The following is a 16,563-nucleotide window of genomic DNA, read 5'->3' as shown; positions in this document are numbered from 1 at the left end:
ACGGGTCGCGAGTTCTCCTGTCCCCCAACTTGACCAGCTTTCACGAAAGGTCCCGCATGTCCAACGAGATCGACCCTCGCCTGTTCTCGCGTCTGGCCGCCAACCGGACCAGCCGGCGCCGCTTCATCGGTGGCGGTGCGGCCGCGGCCGCGGCGGCGATCCTGGGCCCGTCCTTCCTGGCAGCCTGCGGCTCCAACGGCGGTGGCTCGTCGTCGACCAGCACCACCCAGGACAGCGGCCCCGCGTCGGGCACGCTGCGCATCTCCAACTGGCCGCTGTACATGGCCGACGGTTTCGTGGCCGCGTTCCAGAAGGCCACCGGCATCACCGTCGACTACAAAGAGGACTTCAACGACAACGAGCAGTGGTTCGCCAAGGTCAAGGAGCCGTTGTCACGCAAGCAGGACATCGGCGCGGACCTGGTGGTGCCCACCCAGTTCATGGCGCTGCGGCTCAAGGGTCTGAACTGGCTCAACGAGATCAGCGAGGCCGGGGTGCCCAACCGCAAGAACCTGCGTCCGGACCTGCTCAACGCGTCGGGCGATCCCGGCCGCAAGTACACCGCGCCGTACATGACGGGCATGGTCGGCCTGGCCTACAACAAGGCCGCCACCAAGCGTGACATCACCAAGATCGACGACCTGTGGGATCCCGCGTTCAAGGGCCGGGTCAGCCTGTTCTCCGACGTGCAGGACGCCCTCGGCATGATCATGCAGGCCCAGGGCAACTCGCCGGAGAACCCGACCACCGAGACGGTGACCAAGGCCGTGGATCTGGTGCGGGAGCAGAAGGACAAGGGGCAGATCCGCCGCTTCACCGGTAACGACTACTCCGATGACCTCGCCGCCGGCAATATCGCCGTCGCGCAGGCGTATTCGGGTGACGTGGTGCAATTGCAGGCCGACAATCCCGACCTCAAGTTCGTGGTGCCCGAATCCGGTGGCGACTGGTTCATCGACACCCAGGTGATCCCGTACACCACCCAGAATCAGAAGGCCGCCGAGGCGTGGATCAACTACGTCTACGACCGCGCCAACTACGCCAAGCTGGTCGCGTTCACGCAGTATGTGCCGGTGCTCTCGGATATGACCGACGAACTGAACAAGATCGATCCGAAGCTCGGTGCCAACCCCTTGATCAACCCGCCGGCCGACGTGCAGGCGCGGCTGAAGAGCTGGGCATCGCTGACCGACGAGCAGACGCAGGAGTTCAACAACCTGTACGCCGCGGTCACCGGCGGCTGATCGGATGGTCTTGAAGAGGAGAGGAGCGTAGATGGCCGGCGTCGCCTCCAGCAGCAGGCAGCGCAGCAAGATCGCTCCGTACCTGATGATCTTGCCAGGGCTGGCCTATCTCGCGGTGTTCTTCGTGGTGCCGCTGTTCTCGTTGGCCAGGACCTCGCTGTCCAGTTCGGGCGGGTCGGTGTACCTGCCGACGCTGACCTTCGACTGGAACTTCGGCAACTTCGGTAAGGCGTTCCAGCTGTATCAGGATCAAATCCTGCGCTCGTTCGGATACGCCGCCGTCGCGACGGTGGTCTGCGTGTTGCTGGCGTTCCCGTTGGCGTATGTGATCGCTTTCAAGGCAGGCAGATTCAAGAATCTGATCCTCGGTTTGGTGATCCTGCCGTTCTTCGTCACCTTCCTGATCCGGACCTTGGCCTGGAAGACCATTCTCGCCGACGACGGCTGGGTGGTCGGGCTGCTCAACACGATCGGCCTGCTGCCCAGTGAGGGCAGGCTGCTCTCGACCAGTTGGGCGGTGATCGGCGGCCTGATCTACAACTGGATCATCTTCATGATCCTGCCGTTGTACGTCAGCCTGGAGAAGATCGACCCGCGACTGCTGGAAGCGTCCCGCGACCTGTACTCCTCGGGCACCCGCAGCTTCGGCAAGGTCATCCTGCCGCTCTCGCTGCCCGGGGTGCTGGCCGGCAGCATGCTCGTCTTCATCCCGGCCGTCGGCGATTTCATCAACGCCGACTACCTGGGCAGCACCCAGACCACCATGATCGGCAATGTCATCCAGAAACAGTTCCTGGTGGTCAAGGACTACCCCGTCGCCGCGGCGCTGAGCCTCGGGTTGATGGTGCTGATCCTCATCGGGGTGCTGCTGTACACCCGCGCGCTCGGTACCGAGGACCTGGTATGACGGCCACCCTCGAACCGTCGGTCGTCAAACCCGTTCGGGCCCGCCCGAAGTGGGGCGATCTGGTGCTGCGGATCATCGCCGGTCTGGTGCTGTTGTACCTGTTCCTGCCGATCTTCGTGATCGTGCTGTTCTCGTTCAACCATCCGGCAGGCAAGTTCAACTACAGCTGGCAGGGCTTCACCCTGGACAACTGGCTGCACCCGTTCAAATATCCCGCCCTCGTGGACGCGCTCAAGCTCAGCCTCAACGTGGCGTTCGTGTCCACGTTGATCGCGCTGGTCATGGGCACGCTGATCGCGATCGCGTTGGTGCGCCAGCGTTTCCGCGGCAGCAGAGCGGTCGACACCTTCATGGTGCTGCCGCTGACCGCCCCCGAGGTGGTGATGGGCGCCTCGCTGCTGACCCTGTTCCTCGACCTGCACTGGGCAGCGGGCTACACCACCATCGTGATCGCACATGTGGCGTTCGAGGTGAGCTTCATCGCCATGACGGTCCGGGCCCGGGTACGCGGTTTCGACTGGACGCTGGAGGACGCGTCGATGGACCTGGGCGCCAGCCCCACCCGGACGTTCTTCAAGGTGACTCTGCCGTTGATCGTCCCGGGCATCGTCGCGGCGGCCATGCTGTCGTTCGCGCTGTCGCTCGACGACTTCATCATCACCTACTTCGTCAGCGGTTCCACCGTGACCTACCCGCTGTACGTCAACGCGGCGGTGAAAGCGGCTGTGCCACCTCAGATCAACGTGCTGGCCACCGCGATCCTGCTGATCAGCCTGGTCCTGCTCGGCGTCGGGACGCTGTACCGCCGCAAGCGCATCGACGCCTGACGTATCGTCCGCGAGCGTGCGTGTCTGCACACCGACACGCCGTCGTACGCGTGCACATGCGCACGCTCGCGGCAGGGTTCAGCTCAAGGTCGCCGTGACCGAGACCGCTCCCCTGGCATCCCGGGTCGCCACGGCGTGCGCCGGGCGGTCTGCGCCGTCGAGGCCCAGGAACACCAGCGGTGCGCCCTCGCCGGTGAAATTGCGCCACCAGTTCTTCCTGTCCGGCAGGGCGACCGCGATGGTGACGGTGTCACCGGAGCGTCGGTAGCCGACCGGCAGTTCGAAGGTCTGGCCGGACTTGCGGCCCTGGTACCGGATGACGACGGTGCCGCGGCGCAGCAGGCCGCCGACCACCGGGGCATGCATCAATGCGACGAATCCGGTGTTGAATGCCCGGACGAACGATGAAGCGGAGAAACCCTGAGCCATTCCTCCGAGGGTATCGGCGCTCGCCGGGGAACCGTCACGTCATGGCCTCGGCGGGGACGGGTGGGGCGGACCGGGCGCCGGTGCGGGCGGCGCCGACCCCGGCCGCGACGACGGTGATGATGCCCAGCACGGCGGGCGGCGCCGGTACCTGGTGCAGGACGATCAAGCCCATCAGCATCGCGAAAGCCGGCTCCAGGCTCATCAGCGTGCCGAACGAGGCCGTGGTGAGCCGGCGCAGCGCCAGCAGTTCCAGCGCGAACGGGATGACCGGCAACAGGATGGCCAGGCCGACGCCGATCAGCAGGATCTCCGGGGTGACCCGGCCGAACACCGCCGGACCTGCCACCACGGTTGCGACCAGGCCCGCCACCGGCATGGACACCGCCAGGCCGGTGATGCCGGCCACCGCATCCCCCACCCGCTGGGTCAACAGGATGTACAGCCCCCAGCACACCGCCGAACCCAGCGCGTACAGCACGCCCACCGGGTCGACCGATCCGGTCCACGGTTCGGTCAGCAGCAGCACCCCGCCGGCCGCCAGTCCGGGCCACAGCAGCCGGTACCGGCCGGAGCCTTTGGCCACCGCGACGGCGAGCGGCCCGAGGAATTCCAGTGCACTGGCGACCCCCAGCGGGATACGAGCCAGCGCCATCATGAAGAGCAGCGTGATACCGGCGGTCACCACTCCGAGCACGACGCAGGTTCCGAATGCCGATCGACTGAACGCCGAGGGTCGAGGGCGCACCAGGATCAGCATCAACACACCGGCCCACATCAGACGCAACCACGCCGCGCCCTCGGCGCCGATATCGTCGATGAGCCCCACCGCGATCGCGGCACCGAGCTGTACCGAACACATTGCGGTGATGGCCATGAGGGCGCCGTCACGGGCGGTCGTGGTGGTCACCTCTGCATTGAACGGCAGCCGCAATGTTCACGTCCACGTGATATGTGCGGATATATCGTTCATGAAAACCAAACAATGCTTTCATGCGTAGATTGGCGCCATGACCACTGGTGATTACGGACCGCAGCGATGGCGGTCACCGGCGCCCACACCCGCCGTGGCGGGCAATCTCGGCAGGCGCTTCTTCGCCCGCGTCATCGACGGTGTCATCGTCAACATCGCCAGCGTCTTCGCCGTGGTGTCACTGGACGGGCTGTCGAATATCCTTGTCACTGGCCTGTTTTCGGGCCTACTGACATTCATCTACTTCGTGGCGTTCGAGGTGGCCGTCGGCTGGACGCCCGGCAAGAAGTTGTTGGGGCTGGAGGTTCGCGGGCCACATGGCCGCCCGCATCCCGACCTCAAACAGTCGGCAATCCGCAACTCGTTCACCCTGCTGGCGATGATCCCGTACGTGGGCTGGCTGCTGGCCTTCATCGCCTACGTGCTCATCGCGGTGTCGATCAAGAACAGTCCGTGGCGCCAAGGCACACACGACGATCTGGCCGGTGGTACGCAGGTCGTCAGGACATGAAACGGTTTCGTCGGCCACCCGTACCTGGGTGGCCGACGAAACCGAGCATCGTCAACCTGCCATGAATTCGTGGTACGCCGAAGCCAATTCGGGTGACAACACCTGCGTGTTGCACGCACGCTGCTTGTCGCCGATCGGCGCCAGAATGCCGCGCAGGTCGAAGTACTCCTGCGGGTTGGCATTGAAGTAGGCCCGGATGTTCGCCGAGGCCACGTCACGCGGTTGGGTGTAGATGGCGGACACCGCCTGGTTGGCGCCCGGATGGGCGTTCAGGTAGCCCTGCGCAGCACCGGTGGTCTGCTGCACCGTCGCGTCCAGCGCCTGGCGGCTGCAGTCGACCGGTGCGGCAGAAGCCGTCGGTGCCAAGGCGGCCGCGCCCGCGCTTAGCAGGCTTCCCGCGGCCAGTGCGACGATGGTCATTCGGGGATTCGGCATGAAATTCATGATGATCGGGTGTTCCTTCGAGTCGTTCAGATGTGGATTCCCCGACCCGGATTCCACCGTACGTGACCATCGAAACCAGTCGAGAGCCGCGAACTCGCTTGGCGGCCCACGGTTTCGGGCGTTACACGCACCGGGCGTGAGATGTCTCGCAATTTCGTGGGCACCGCTGAGGAGTGATCCAGAATGGCCGAGAATTCCTGAATCAATCTCAAGGTTTGCCGGGTTTTCTTAGCAGATCGCGATCGAAGGCGTGACCCAATCGTTATGCGGGTACCCAGGCCGGATGAGTGACTGCGCCCTACTGGTGGTCGACATGTTCAACGACTACCGGCACGAAGACGCCGACGCGCTGGCCGACAACGTCGGGCCCATCGTGGCGCCGCTGGCCGCCTTGGCCGAGCGCGCCCGCGACCACGACGGAGTGGATCTGGTGTACGTCAACGACAATCGCGGGGATTTCACCGCGAGCACCGACGACATCGTGCGCGGCGCGGTGCACGGCCGGCGCCCCGACCTGGTCAAGCCGCTGGTGCCGGCGCCCGACGCGTTGTTCGTCACCAAGGTCCGCCACAGCGTCTTCTACGCCACACCGTTGGATTACCTGCTGCAGCGCTTGGGCACCAAGATGGTCATCCTCACCGGGCAAGTCACCGAGCAATGCATCATGTACAGCGCCCTCGATGCCTATGTCCGGCACTTCGACATCGTGATACCTGCCGACGCGGTGGCCCACATCGACGCGGATCTGGGGCGCGCAGCGCTGGCCATGATGCAGCGCAATATGCGAGCCGCCGTCACCGATTGTGCGAACTGCCTGCCGGATTGAGATCGAGGCAGTCTCAGCGGGTCCGTTCGGGAAACGGGTCGTTGGCGAAGTCGATCTGCGCGGCCGGATTGGCGACGGCGGTCACCATGCCGGTCCCGACCGGGCCGACACCGTCGAAGAGGGTCGACGTGCCCACCGAGATGCCGTCCGAGGTCCAGTGCGAGTCGGCCTGAACGCCGATCCACTCGTCGCTGGGTAGCCGGGACAGCGCCACGGTCAGGTCGCCGTTGATGTACCCGACGCCCGCCGTGCCGAGATTGGTGACCAGGCTGGTGCCCTCGGCGGCCATGGCGGCTCGCACGAACGGCGAGTTCGTATCGCCCTCGACGACGGCGATGGTCCGGTTGACGAAACGCTTGCGCGAGGTGTTCTGGTGATCGGCGATGGCGCCCGTCCAACCGACGTCATCGCTGCAGATGCCGATTCCCCTGGTGTCGTCCCGCTGGACCGGGCCCGTGAAGCTCGTCGACGGAACCCATTCCCGGCCGCGCGGCGGCGCCGAGAGGCGATACTGCACCATGACCGCGCGGACCACCGGCACGCCGTCCTGGATCAGCTCACACTCGGCATTGCGGACGCGATGACCGTCGCGGACCAGGGCGAGTTTGGCGGTCGTCGGTACACCGCGGGCGGCCTTGAAAAGATCGACCGTCAGCCGGGCCGGCAGGAATTCGGGACGCCCGAACGCGGTTTCCAGCGCGCGCGCCACCAGACCGACGAGCGCCGGCCCGTTGAGGTGGTCCGGACCCCAGTGGCTCTGCGCGTACTCGGTGGGCACGAAGGTGCCCTCCTCGACCTGGCTGAAATGAAACGGACGTGCCATCGGCGCATCGTCGCACAGCGGCGCGACGAAGCCGTGGTTCGGGGCCGCACAATGGGCGGATGGATCCCCGCCGACTACAACTGTTGCTGACCTTGTCGCGGCTCGGTTCGATGCGTGCGGTTGCCGATGCCCACCACCTGACCACGTCGACGGTCTCGCAGCAGCTGGCCGCGCTCGCCAAGGAAACCGGTGCCACGCTCATCGAACCGGACGGCCGGCGGGTCCGGCTCACGCCGGCCGGTCGGCGCCTCGCCGATCACGCCGTGACGATCCTGGCCGCCCTCGACGCGGCCCGACTGGATCTCGATCCGCACGCCGAACCCGCGGGAACCCTGCGGGTCGGGGGCTTCGCGACCGGGATCCGCGTCTCGCTGCTGCCCATCGTGCCGGAGCTGACGGCCCACCATCCCGGTATCGACATCGTGATCAGCGAGTACGAACCGATCGAGGCGTTCCGTCTGCTCACCGATGATGATCTGGACCTGGCGCTCACCTACGACTACAACCTCGCCCCCGCGGCGCCCAGCCCGGTGCTGGAAACGGTGCCGCTGTGGTCGATCCCGTGGGGCCTGGGCGTTCCGGAGCAAGCCGGACATACCGATGCACCGGTCGACATCAGCGCCTACGCGGACCGCGCGTGGATTGTCAACTCGCGCAACACCGCCGACGAGGTGGCGCTGCGCGCGCTGGGTGCGCTGGCCGGCTTCACACCGCGCATCGCCCATCAGATCGACAGCCTGGACCTGGTGGAGGACCTCATCATCGGCGGCTACGGTGTCGGGCTCCTGCCGGTGGGCCGCCCCACCATGCCCGGAGTCAGGGTGATGCACCTCGCCGACCCCAGCGTCGTGCTGACCACGTACGCGGTCACCCGGCGCGGCCGCGCCGGGTGGCCGCCGCTGCGGGCGGTGCTGGACCGGCTTCGGCCACCGGCGGGCCCGCTGCCCGTGCGTGACTGGCCGCGGCCGGCGCCGGGCCCGAAATCGGCGTGACATCCAGCGTATTCTCAGAACATGCACAGGGTGTCGCGTTGGGCGGCCGCCGGCCTGATCGCCGGCGGTGCGGTCGCCGCGCTCGTCGGCCCGGCCGTGCTGTCCGAACCCGCGGCAGCGGTGGCGACGTGTCCGAATCAAGGTGTGCTGGTCGGCAAGCAGCAGGTCGGCGCCTACACCACCAACTGCGATCTGGTGGTCACCCCGCCGCCGGCCATCGGGGCCGCGCCCAGTGCCGGGGCGATCATCGCGTGCCGCGGTTTGCCCGGGTGCCTCGCCGACTTCGTGAACAACCCGGGCTGGGTGAAGGTGCCGCAGGTCGACACCCGCCCCAGGCAGAGCCCCTAGCGCTACACAGCGCTACACGAAGATATCCAGGATCAGGACGACCGCCAGACCACTGACCGACAGCACCGTCTCCATGATCGACCAGGTCTTGATGGTCTGACCGACGCTGAGCCGGAAGTACTGGTTGACCAACCAGAATCCGGCGTCGTTGACGTGCGAGAAGAACAGCGATCCGGCGCCGACGGCCAGCACCACCAGCGATACCTGGCCGGTGCTCATGCCTTCGACCAGGCCGAGTATCAACGACGACGCGGTGATGGTGGCCACCGTGGCCGAGCCCGTCGCCAACCGGATCAGCACGGCCAGCACCCAGGCCAGTACCAGCACCGAGATGTGCACACCCTCGGCCCACCGGGCCAGCATGGTGCCGATGCCGCTGTCGACCAGCACCTGCTTGAAGCCGCCGCCCGCGGCGACGATCAGGATGATGCCCGCGACCGGGGGCAGGCTCGATTCGATGCAACCGGTGATCGCGGCGCGGCTCATGCCGGCGCCCTTGCCGAGGGTGAAGATCCCGACGACGACGGCGAGCAGCAGCGCGACGAGCGGAGTGCCCAGGGCGTCGAGAATCTGTCGGAGCCATTGCTTTTCGTCGTCGATGAAGATGTCGGCGAGCGCCTTGCCGAGCATCAGCGCGACCGGTAGCAGCACCGAGAACAGGGTGATGCCGAATGACGGATGTCGCTGCTGGGCGCCCTCGGCCTGCGGGTCGGCGTCGAAGGTGTCCGGTGCGTCCACCACCACCCAGGTTCCGGCCAGCCGGCCGAACAGCGGGCCCGCCACGATGATCGTCGGGATGGCCACCAGCACACCGAGACCCAGGGTGATGCCCAGGTCGGCGTTGAGCAGGCCGACCGCGGTCAGCGGCCCCGGGTGCGGCGGCACGAAACCGTGCATCGCCGACAGGCCGGCCAGGGCGGGGATGCCGATGGTGATCAGCGACTGCTGCGACCGCCGGGACACCAGGTAGATGACCGGCATCAACAGCACCAGACCGATCTCGAAGAACATCGGCAGGCCGATGATCGCACCGACCAGTGCCATGGCCCACGGCAACATGCGCGGTGAGGCGGCACCCACGATGGTGTCGACGATCTCGTCGGCGCCGCCGGAGTCGGCGAGCAGTTTGGCGAACATGGCGCCGAGCGCGATGAGGATGCCCACGCTGGCCGCTGTCGACCCGAAACCGTCGGTGAACGATTTCAGCACCTTGGTGAGATTCTCGCCGGCAACCAATCCCACGGTCAGCCCGCCGAAGATGAGCGCCAGGAACGGATGCAGCTTGACCACCGTGATCAGCACGACGATGACGCCGATGCCGACGAGGAAGGCCAGGATCAGCTGCGGCGCTGCGGCAACCGGCTCCACGAGCTTGGGGGCGTCGGCCAGCAGGGTGACGGTGTCGATCATCGGGGCTCTCCTCCGGTGAGTGAGATGTAGGTGTCGACGATGGAGTCGATGCTGCGGCCGACGTCGATGACGACACCTGCCTCGTCCTGCTCCAGCGGTTCCAAGGTGTCGAATTGGGATGCCAGCAGCGAGGCCGGCATGAAGTGGCCCGGCCTGCTGGCCTGACGGGCACCGATGATCTCCGGTGTGCCGCTCAGGTGCAGGAACTCGGTGCTCGCGCAGTGCTCACGCAGCTGATCGCGGTACCGGCGCTTGAGCGCCGAGCAGCTCATCACCCCGCCGTCGCCGCAGTGCTCCCCCAGCCATTGGCCGATGGCCTCCAGCCACGGACGACGATCATCGTCGTCGAGGGGATGACCCGCCTTCATCTTCTCGATGTTGGCGGCCGGGTGAAAGTCGTCCGCGTCGGCGAACGGCACCCGGAGCCGCTGCGCCAGAGCCGCGCCGACCGTCGACTTCCCGGATCCCGAGACGCCCATGACGACGATCGGCGACGCCGGCCTGAGAACCATTGCTACCTGCCCTTGCTGTGGTTGACCTCACATAGCTTGCCGCAAAGATATGACTATTGCAAGAAGATCACAGATAGATCTGCTTTAAATCTCGACCGACGAAGTTATGACACGATGTAACCGTGAGTGCCTCGCCAAACGTCAGCGCGTTGCACGACAACGTGCTGACCGCTCTGGGCGCCGCCGTGGTGTCGGGGAAGTACCCACCCGGCGCGGTGATCACACTCGAGGGGGTGAGCGCCGAACACGGCGTGTCCCGCAGCGTCGCGCGCGAGGCGATTCGCGTGCTCGAGTCGATGGGGTTGGTGGCCTCGCGCCGCCGGGTCGGCATCACCATCCAGCCCGCCGCAAACTGGAATGTGTTCGACCCCATGGTGATTCGCTGGCGACTCGAATCCGGGGACCGGGCCGCCCAATTGGTCTCGCTGTCGGAGCTACGCCGCGGGTTCGAGCCGGCGGCAGCGGCGCTCGCGGCGCGCCGGGCCAACGCGCATCAGTGCCGCATCATGGCCGCCGCGGTGTCCGACATGGTGGTCCATGGCCGGTCCGGTGATTTGGTGGCATACCTGCAGGCGGACAAGATCTTTCACCAAACCCTGCTGGAAGCCAGCGGCAACGAGATGTTCCGCGCCCTCAACGCCGTCGTCGCCGAGGTGCTCACCGGGCGCACCCACCACGGGATGATGCCGGAGCTGCCCAACCCGGCGGCCATCGAGCTGCACGACGAGGTGGCCCGCGCCGTGCGGCTGCGCGATGAGGCGGGTGCCGAAAGCGCGATGCGCGCCATCATCGACGAGGCGGCCCGCGCGGTCGCCGAGGATGGCTGACGCCGGCTCAGTCCTCAGTCGGCTCCGGGCCGGGGCGGAGCTGACCGTGGCGGATCAGGTTGGTGGTGGCCTCGTCCCAGCGCACGGTCTGTTCCGGGCTGTACAGCGGTCCGGGGATGTGCCGTTCGACGTGCCTGCGTAACACGCTGGCCGCGACCCGCACCAGCACCGGGTTGAGCACCGACCACACCGGATCGAGATCGGGCCTGGCCAGCCCTCGGGCGGTGAACGTCTCGCCCTGGGTGGCACTGATCTTGACCAGTCCGTCGAAGATGGTGGCACCGGTCGGTCCCTCCTCGGTGAGCACCCGGGCGACATAATCCACCACGTCCGGACGTTCGATGAACAACCGTGCCGTCCCGCCGCGATAGATGTCCGGGTCGTCCTGCGGTGCCGGCTCGGGCTCCTCGAGCAACCGGCCGTACACCTGCAGCACGTGCTCGTCGATCGCCGCGATCAAATTCGCCTTGCTGCCGAAGTAGTGCTGGATGAGGCCCACACTCACCTCGGCCGCGTCGGCGATGGTGCGTAGCGACGTACCCGCCACACCCCGCTCGGCGATGCACGCCATCGCGGTGTCGCGGATCCGCTCCACCATGGTCGAATCAGCCTGCGGGGACGAACTGGATCCCGCCGCATCCTGCATGGCCGAAACCCTACCGGGGCGGCCGCCGGCCACCGCGGATTCGGTGGTGCTTGACTGACGGCATGATTCGACCGATCTCTGTCGCCCGCCGACTGTTCGACCGGCTGGAACCCGTGCACGCAGTCACCTACTTCGCGCCGGAGCCGCGCGCCGCGCTGGCCGGCCTGGGTTATCGCGGATTCTGGATGGGGTACTTCGCCGCGCGGTCGGCACCCCTGGGGCGGGTGGCCCCCGAGGTGGTCGCGGCGCTGTTCTACAACTTCTCCGTGCGTCAGGTGCACAAGGCGCTGCCCGCGGCGTGGGAGATCGCCGCACCGGCTGCCGCATTGACCGCCCGTGCCGACGGGGCGGTGGCGACACTTCACCGCTACGGCATCACCGATGACGAGCCCGTGCGCACCGCGGCCGGGGTGTTGGAGACCGCCGCCCGATCCGCCACGGCCGACGGACGCGCATTGTTCGCCGCCAACGTCGCACTGCCGTGGCCCGAGGAGCCGGTGGCCAAACTCTGGCACGCCACCACATTGCTGCGGGAGCACCGCGGTGACGGCCACAATGCGGTGCTGGCCGCGCACGGCATAAGCGGCCGGGAATGCAATGTTCTGCACGCCGCGGCCGGCCGGGTACCGCGTGAGATGATCGCGCCTTCAAGGGATTACGACGATGACGACTGGCAGGAGCAGGTGGACCGGTTGGCCACCCGGGGGCTGCTCGACGGAACCGGGGCGTTGACGGCGGCCGGAACCGAACTCAAGGCCCGGATCGAGGAGGGCACCGACCGGCTGGCGCTGGCCGCCTTCGATGTGCTCGACGACGAGCAGTTGGCCGCCCTGTTCGCCGCGCTGACGCCGCTGACCCGGCGGGTGGTGGCCGGTGGCGACGTGCCCGCCGCCACCCCGATGGGCCTGCGCCGCGACGAGTTGGACGACGACGCCCTCTAGCGCGGGGCGTACATGATGAGCCCGACCCCGACCAGACAGACCAGCGCCCCGGTGACGTCCCAGCGGTCCGGCCGGAACCCGTCGGCCAGCATCCCCCATACCAACGAGCCCGCCACGAACACGCCGCCGTAGGCGGCCAGCACCCGACCGAACTGTGCATCCGGCTGGAATGCCGCGACGAATCCATATGCGCCCAGTGCGATCACCCCGGCGCCGACCATCCACCAGCCGCGGTGCTCGCGCACGCCCTGCCACACCAGCCAGGCGCCGCCGATCTCGAGCACCGCGGCGAGCACGAACAAGGCGACGGACTTCACTGCGAGCATTGACCAAGCTTGCCCGCTCAGAGGTTGCGGTTCCACTCCACCCAGCCGGTACCCGCGCGCCCGTCGGCGGTGGTGATCGTCGCCCACGCGCGGGGAAACTGGCTGACCCTGCCGTCGGGTGCGACCAGCAGTACCGGTGCGTGGCCCCGTACGTGCACCTGCACCTCGAGGTCTCCGGGTGCCAATGTCAGCGTCGAGGACAGCGGTAAACCGTTGTCGGCAAACGTGTTCGCGGCATGTACCGACTGCAGCTCGACGAGTTCACCGGCGCGCTGCTGATAACCGATGCCGACCGGGGGCACGCCGGGAATGCGGATGTCGACGCCGTGCAGGTGGGTGCCGTCCTCGAGGTGCAGGGCGCTCCAGACCCAGTCCATGCTCCACCAATCCCGCACACCCCAGGAGTGATCCCGTTGTCCGGGAACGGACGTCAGCCGGTACTGCGCGCCGCCCACCGTCACCGTTCCGCTGACGGTACAGGGGATCTCGTAACGCGGGGTGATCCGGTACTGGTAGGGCGTTCCGGCCGTGGTGAAGTCCAGTGCCAGCGCGAGATCGGTGGGCCGACCCGCCGTGCCGCGCAGCAGGTCCGCGGGGTCGCCGAAGGACTCGCCGCGCCCGCGGATGCTCACCCGGTAGCTGCACAGCGGATCGCTGGGGCTCAACCGCAGCTCGAACCCGGCGGTGCCGATGTGGCCGGGTTCGGCGGGCAGGGCGACCTGGAAATTGTTGACGGCCACCGTCGGCATGTCCGGTCCGCACACCAGCGCGTTGACCCACGCGGTGTGCTGGTTGGGAATCAACCCCAGCCGCACCCACCCGCCGATGCCTTGCGACGCGTCGACGAAGTCGAAGTACCAGCTTTCACTCCACAGCGGTTCATCGGTCGGCGGGTGCGGGTGCTCGTCCCCCGGGGCAGGTGTAAGTGCCTGCGGTACAGCCGGTTCCGGGAGCACCGCCAGCGCGTCGGTGTCCAGCACATGCTCGCAGTGCCGGTACAGCATCGTCATGAACATCTCGTCGCCCCGATCGGTTCGTTCGACCAGCATCGAGGAGACGATCGCCATCATCACCCCGAAGAAGCTCTGCCTGCGCACGCCGTCGCGCACCTCGTCGAGACCGAGCACATCGGTACCGAGCGCACCGCGATAGGTCGCCAGCAGATCGTCGTAATGCGCGCGCCGCACCTCCGGTTCCAGGGCGCAGCCGAGGAAATAGGCCACGTCGGTCAGGGCCGGGCCCCAGGTCACCGTCTGCCAGTCCACCACCGTCAGCGGGCGCTGCGCCCCGGGAGCGCCGAACAGCAGGTTGTCCAGCCGAAAGTCGCCGTGCACCAGGCCTTTGGCCGCCGCCGACTCCTGCGCCAGATACCCGTCGAACGCGGCCACCAACCGGTCGCACACCCGCCGGTGCCGCGGGTCGATACGGTCGCCGTACCGTTCGGTGAAACCCGCGTACAGCCCGGCGATCAGCGCCTGATTCAGCGGGGCGTCCCGGTTCAGCCAGCCGGCGCCGGCCAGCTCCGGATCGCCGAGCAGGGGGCCGTGCACCAGGCCCAGCTGGTGCACGGCCAGCGTCGCCTGGTGGGCTGTGGCGCCGCGGATCTCGTCACCCACGGTGGCCGGTGCGGCATCACCCAGCAGCAGATCGAACGACCCGGACTCGGGATCGTAGGCATGGTGGAAGCACGGCGCGAACGGGTTCACCGCCGCCCCACCCAGCTTCGGCGCGATCTCGGCGTAGAACCGGACCTCGCGCTCGTAGAGACCCATCGCCAGCCCGGTGGCGCGGCTGTTCGGGTCGGTGGCGGCGACTTTGAGCACCACCGAGGCCGGGCCGCTCTCGCCGTCGGCATACCGCAGCCGGAGCCGGTAGCACTCGCTCATCTGGCCGGTGCCGATCCGTTCGACGTCGTGGTCGATGATCCGGCCGGCGCCCACCGTCGCGGTCAGCCAGTCATCGGTCAGATCGGCGGGGCGTTCGATGGGTCGACTCTGCACCCCTGTGAACCTAGCAGTGGCGCGGATCACATGTGACAGGTGTCAAGTCAACCGACCGCGAGGGTGAAACCCGCCCAGGCCCGACGCCGCTCGGCGGCCGGATCGTATTCGAGGTGGGTATCGCGGTCGAAGACCAGCACGGCCCGCATGCCCTCGTCGTAGCGGGGCCAGCCCTCACCCGGGTTGCCGGTCCGGCTGAAGCCACCCCAGCGGGCCTGCACCTGACGGCTCACCCGGCGGGCCGAGGCGCCGTCTGCGGCGGCGGTGAGCAGCCCGCCCAATCGGGTGCGGTACACGCCGAACACCGCGAGCAACTCGGTGGCGTGGGTGGCGCCCAACCCCGACCAGTGCAGGATCCGGGGCGCATAGTCGTAGCGGTAGACGTAGGTCGGCCGATGTCGGCTGTGCGCCTCGGCGATATCCCAGGCGGCGGTGCCGAAGGCGAAGTCGCCGCCCAGCCGGATACAGGCGGCCCGCCCCGGATAGTCCGGGTACGCGGCGATGACCCGGTCGCGGGTTTCGGTGCCGGTGGCCGCCAGCAGCATCTCGATGCTCTGTTCGGTGGTCGGCAACAGCTGCATGAACCGGGTGAACAGCCTGCCCTCGTCGGCGTTGCTGCCGACGATGAGCGGGATCGGGTGCGCCCGGCCGGCGCGCATGGCCTGCACCGGGTCCTCGGGCAGCAACTCGGTGCCCGAGGTCGGCCCGACCGGAAAGGCGCCCGGCATCTCCTTGCCGGCCCGGGAGATCAGGCTGTCCAGCGCCGTCAGCAGCTCGGCAGGCCGGGCCGCCATCGCGGCGGCCGCACCGTCAGCGCGGGATGCGCCCAGCAAGCCGGCGAACTGCTCGGCGAAGATGGCCGCCTGTTCCGGATTGCGGACCATGCCACTGGCTGCGCTCTGCGAAATTGCCTGTGCGAACAACCCTTCGGCGTCGGGCACCGCCATCAACGTGGCCACCGCGTGCGCACCGGCACTTTCCCCGAAGATCGTCACGTTGTCGGGGTCACCGCCGAACGCCGCGATGTTCTCCCGAACCCACTTCAGCGCCAGGATCAGGTCACGCAGGTACAGGTTGTCCTCGATGGGATGCTCGGGAGTGGACAGCGCCGACAGGTCCAGGCACCCCAGCGCACCCAGCCGGTAGTTCACCGAGACGTACACGCAACCGCGGCGCGCCAGCGCGACACCGTCGTAGAGCGGCGTGGCCGAGCTGCCCATGATGTAGCCGCCGCCGTGGATGAAGAACATCACCGGCATCCGGTCGGCTTGCGGCTCGGCGCCGGGTTGTTCGGGGGCGACCACGTTGAGCGTCAGGCAGTCCTCGCTCGTCGGCTGGTATTTGCCGATGCCGAGCATGGTGTAGCGGCGCTGCTGCGGGGCGCAGTTGCCGAACCCGTGGCAGTAGCGCACTCCCGGCCACGGCTCCGCGGGCTGTGGTGCGCGGTACCGCAGGGCGCCTACCGGCGCCTTCGCGTACGGGATGGCGCGCCAGCGGTGCACTCCGTCGCGGGTGAAACCCTCGATCGTCCCGCTGCCGATCTTCACGCGGACGGTGTGTTCGTGCATGGCCCGACGGTA

19 protein-coding genes are annotated in these 16,563 nt (G+C 67.7%); 9 read left to right on the top strand and 10 right to left on the bottom strand.

What is annotated here, in order from left to right; translation table 11 throughout:
- Positions 1–56 precede the first annotated feature (56 nt).
- Genes AWB94_RS20835 through AWB94_RS20825 form a run of 3 tightly spaced genes read left to right on the top strand, consistent with a single transcriptional unit; the run spans position 57 to position 2,978 of the window.
- The gene (locus AWB94_RS20835) at positions 57–1,244 is read left to right on the top strand and encodes a polyamine ABC transporter substrate-binding protein (RefSeq protein WP_062657086.1); all 1,188 of its coding nucleotides are present in this window, start codon (positions 57–59) and stop codon (positions 1,242–1,244) included.
- Between the two features lie 31 nt (positions 1,245–1,275).
- Positions 1,276–2,151 (top strand): ABC transporter permease, encoded by an 876-nt coding sequence (locus AWB94_RS20830; protein WP_062657087.1) that lies wholly within the window; start codon positions 1,276–1,278, stop codon positions 2,149–2,151.
- On the top strand, positions 2,148–2,978 hold the full coding sequence (locus AWB94_RS20825) for an ABC transporter permease (RefSeq protein ID WP_062657088.1): 831 nt from the start codon (positions 2,148–2,150) through the stop codon (positions 2,976–2,978). The genes AWB94_RS20830 and AWB94_RS20825 overlap by 4 nt, the downstream gene beginning before the upstream one ends.
- A 78-nt stretch (positions 2,979–3,056) precedes the next feature.
- Here the strand turns inward: AWB94_RS20825 and AWB94_RS20820 are convergent, their stop codons facing one another.
- Positions 3,057–3,407 (bottom strand): hypothetical protein, encoded by a 351-nt coding sequence (locus tag AWB94_RS20820; protein ID WP_062657089.1) that lies wholly within the window; start codon positions 3,405–3,407, stop codon positions 3,057–3,059.
- A gap of 34 nt (positions 3,408–3,441) precedes the next feature.
- Positions 3,442–4,314 carry an EamA family transporter gene (locus tag AWB94_RS20815; protein WP_062657244.1) on the bottom strand — a complete coding sequence of 291 codons (873 nt, stop codon included), beginning with the start codon at positions 4,312–4,314 and terminating at the stop codon, positions 3,442–3,444.
- A gap of 100 nt (positions 4,315–4,414) precedes the next feature.
- On the opposite strand from AWB94_RS20815, the gene AWB94_RS20810 reads away from it, so the two are divergent.
- Positions 4,415–4,888, top strand: a complete 474-nt coding sequence (locus AWB94_RS20810; protein ID WP_062657090.1) for an RDD family protein — start codon at positions 4,415–4,417, stop codon at positions 4,886–4,888.
- 51 nt (positions 4,889–4,939) lie between these two features.
- On the opposite strand, the gene AWB94_RS20805 is transcribed toward AWB94_RS20810, so the two are convergent.
- The gene (locus tag AWB94_RS20805; RefSeq protein WP_062657245.1) at positions 4,940–5,332 is read right to left on the bottom strand and encodes a heme-binding protein; all 393 of its coding nucleotides are present in this window, start codon (positions 5,330–5,332) and stop codon (positions 4,940–4,942) included.
- Positions 5,333–5,615: 283 nt separating this feature from the next.
- Here AWB94_RS20805 and AWB94_RS20800 point away from each other — a divergent pair, with 283 nt between their 5' ends.
- The gene (locus tag AWB94_RS20800) at positions 5,616–6,158 is read left to right on the top strand and encodes a cysteine hydrolase family protein (RefSeq protein WP_062657091.1); all 543 of its coding nucleotides are present in this window, start codon (positions 5,616–5,618) and stop codon (positions 6,156–6,158) included.
- A 13-nt stretch (positions 6,159–6,171) separates the two neighbouring features.
- On the opposite strand, the gene AWB94_RS20795 is transcribed toward AWB94_RS20800, so the two are convergent.
- The gene (locus tag AWB94_RS20795) at positions 6,172–6,981 is read right to left on the bottom strand and encodes an acyl-CoA thioesterase domain-containing protein (RefSeq protein WP_062657092.1); all 810 of its coding nucleotides are present in this window, start codon (positions 6,979–6,981) and stop codon (positions 6,172–6,174) included.
- A gap of 59 nt (positions 6,982–7,040) precedes the next feature.
- On the opposite strand from AWB94_RS20795, the gene AWB94_RS20790 reads away from it, so the two are divergent.
- The gene (locus AWB94_RS20790) at positions 7,041–7,973 is read left to right on the top strand and encodes a LysR family transcriptional regulator (protein WP_062657093.1); all 933 of its coding nucleotides are present in this window, start codon (positions 7,041–7,043) and stop codon (positions 7,971–7,973) included.
- A gap of 21 nt (positions 7,974–7,994) precedes the next feature.
- The gene (locus AWB94_RS34265) at positions 7,995–8,321 is read left to right on the top strand and encodes a hypothetical protein (RefSeq protein WP_062657094.1); all 327 of its coding nucleotides are present in this window, start codon (positions 7,995–7,997) and stop codon (positions 8,319–8,321) included.
- Positions 8,322–8,333: 12 nt separating this feature from the next.
- Here AWB94_RS34265 and AWB94_RS20780 read toward each other — a convergent pair whose 3' ends face one another.
- Both AWB94_RS20780 and AWB94_RS20775 read right to left on the bottom strand, forming a co-directional pair.
- Complete coding sequence (locus AWB94_RS20780; RefSeq protein WP_062657095.1) at positions 8,334–9,731, bottom strand: GntP family permease; 1,398 nt, start codon at positions 9,729–9,731, stop codon at positions 8,334–8,336.
- The gene (locus tag AWB94_RS20775; RefSeq protein ID WP_062657096.1) at positions 9,728–10,243 is read right to left on the bottom strand and encodes a gluconokinase; all 516 of its coding nucleotides are present in this window, start codon (positions 10,241–10,243) and stop codon (positions 9,728–9,730) included. Before AWB94_RS20775 ends, AWB94_RS20780 begins: the two co-directional genes overlap by 4 nt.
- Positions 10,244–10,365: 122 nt before the next feature.
- On the opposite strand from AWB94_RS20775, the gene AWB94_RS20770 reads away from it, so the two are divergent.
- Positions 10,366–11,070, top strand: coding sequence for a FadR/GntR family transcriptional regulator (locus tag AWB94_RS20770; RefSeq protein WP_062657097.1), 705 nt, complete (start codon positions 10,366–10,368; stop codon positions 11,068–11,070).
- Between the two features lie 7 nt (positions 11,071–11,077).
- Here the strand turns inward: AWB94_RS20770 and AWB94_RS20765 are convergent, their stop codons facing one another.
- On the bottom strand, positions 11,078–11,716 hold the full coding sequence (locus AWB94_RS20765; RefSeq protein ID WP_062657098.1) for a TetR/AcrR family transcriptional regulator: 639 nt from the start codon (positions 11,714–11,716) through the stop codon (positions 11,078–11,080).
- A 62-nt stretch (positions 11,717–11,778) separates the two neighbouring features.
- On the opposite strand from AWB94_RS20765, the gene AWB94_RS20760 reads away from it, so the two are divergent.
- Positions 11,779–12,657: an SCO6745 family protein gene (locus AWB94_RS20760; protein ID WP_062657099.1), complete on the top strand. Its 879-nt coding sequence runs from the start codon at positions 11,779–11,781 to the stop codon at positions 12,655–12,657.
- Here the strand turns inward: AWB94_RS20760 and AWB94_RS20755 are convergent.
- Genes AWB94_RS20755 through AWB94_RS20745 form a run of 3 tightly spaced genes read right to left on the bottom strand, consistent with a single transcriptional unit; the run spans position 12,654 to position 16,551 of the window.
- Positions 12,654–12,983, bottom strand: a complete 330-nt coding sequence (locus AWB94_RS20755) for a YnfA family protein (RefSeq protein WP_062657100.1) — start codon at positions 12,981–12,983, stop codon at positions 12,654–12,656. The two genes, AWB94_RS20760 and AWB94_RS20755, sit on opposite strands and share 4 nt — an antisense overlap.
- Before the next feature lie 17 nt (positions 12,984–13,000).
- On the bottom strand, positions 13,001–14,983 hold the full coding sequence (locus tag AWB94_RS20750) for a DUF7064 domain-containing protein (RefSeq protein WP_062657101.1): 1,983 nt from the start codon (positions 14,981–14,983) through the stop codon (positions 13,001–13,003).
- A gap of 47 nt (positions 14,984–15,030) precedes the next feature.
- Positions 15,031–16,551, bottom strand: coding sequence for a carboxylesterase/lipase family protein (locus tag AWB94_RS20745; RefSeq protein ID WP_062657102.1), 1,521 nt, complete (start codon positions 16,549–16,551; stop codon positions 15,031–15,033).
- Between the last annotated feature and the right edge of the window lie 12 nt (positions 16,552–16,563).

The organism is Mycolicibacterium canariasense (genome assembly GCF_002101555.1).
Lineage (GTDB): Bacteria > Actinomycetota > Actinomycetes > Mycobacteriales > Mycobacteriaceae > Mycobacterium > Mycobacterium canariasense.
The sequence above is the reverse complement of the archived record's forward strand: the minus strand, read 5'-3'. Positions and strand labels throughout refer to the sequence as shown.

Excerpts from the sequence above, each read along its gene's own strand:
- AWB94_RS20775 (WP_062657096.1), bottom strand. The coding sequence starts at position 10,243 with ATGGTTCTCAGGCCGGCGTCGCCGATCGTCGTCATGGGCGTCTCGGGA.
- AWB94_RS20805 (WP_062657245.1), bottom strand. The coding sequence starts at position 5,332 with ATGAATTTCATGCCGAATCCCCGAATGACCATCGTCGCACTGGCCGCG.
- AWB94_RS20830 (WP_062657087.1), top strand. The coding sequence starts at position 1,276 with ATGGCCGGCGTCGCCTCCAGCAGCAGGCAGCGCAGCAAGATCGCTCCG.
- AWB94_RS34265 (WP_062657094.1), top strand. The coding sequence starts at position 7,995 with ATGCACAGGGTGTCGCGTTGGGCGGCCGCCGGCCTGATCGCCGGCGGT.
- AWB94_RS20825 (WP_062657088.1), top strand. The coding sequence starts at position 2,148 with ATGACGGCCACCCTCGAACCGTCGGTCGTCAAACCCGTTCGGGCCCGC.
- AWB94_RS20800 (WP_062657091.1), top strand. The coding sequence starts at position 5,616 with ATGAGTGACTGCGCCCTACTGGTGGTCGACATGTTCAACGACTACCGG.
- AWB94_RS20780 (WP_062657095.1), bottom strand. The coding sequence starts at position 9,731 with ATGATCGACACCGTCACCCTGCTGGCCGACGCCCCCAAGCTCGTGGAG.
- AWB94_RS20790 (WP_062657093.1), top strand. The coding sequence starts at position 7,041 with ATGGATCCCCGCCGACTACAACTGTTGCTGACCTTGTCGCGGCTCGGT.
- AWB94_RS20835 (WP_062657086.1), top strand. The coding sequence starts at position 57 with ATGTCCAACGAGATCGACCCTCGCCTGTTCTCGCGTCTGGCCGCCAAC.
- AWB94_RS20820 (WP_062657089.1), bottom strand. The coding sequence starts at position 3,407 with ATGGCTCAGGGTTTCTCCGCTTCATCGTTCGTCCGGGCATTCAACACC.
- AWB94_RS20810 (WP_062657090.1), top strand. The coding sequence starts at position 4,415 with ATGACCACTGGTGATTACGGACCGCAGCGATGGCGGTCACCGGCGCCC.
- AWB94_RS20755 (WP_062657100.1), bottom strand. The coding sequence starts at position 12,983 with ATGCTCGCAGTGAAGTCCGTCGCCTTGTTCGTGCTCGCCGCGGTGCTC.
- AWB94_RS20795 (WP_062657092.1), bottom strand. The coding sequence starts at position 6,981 with ATGGCACGTCCGTTTCATTTCAGCCAGGTCGAGGAGGGCACCTTCGTG.
- AWB94_RS20765 (WP_062657098.1), bottom strand. The coding sequence starts at position 11,716 with ATGCAGGATGCGGCGGGATCCAGTTCGTCCCCGCAGGCTGATTCGACC.
- AWB94_RS20745 (WP_062657102.1), bottom strand. The coding sequence starts at position 16,551 with ATGCACGAACACACCGTCCGCGTGAAGATCGGCAGCGGGACGATCGAG.
- AWB94_RS20760 (WP_062657099.1), top strand. The coding sequence starts at position 11,779 with ATGATTCGACCGATCTCTGTCGCCCGCCGACTGTTCGACCGGCTGGAA.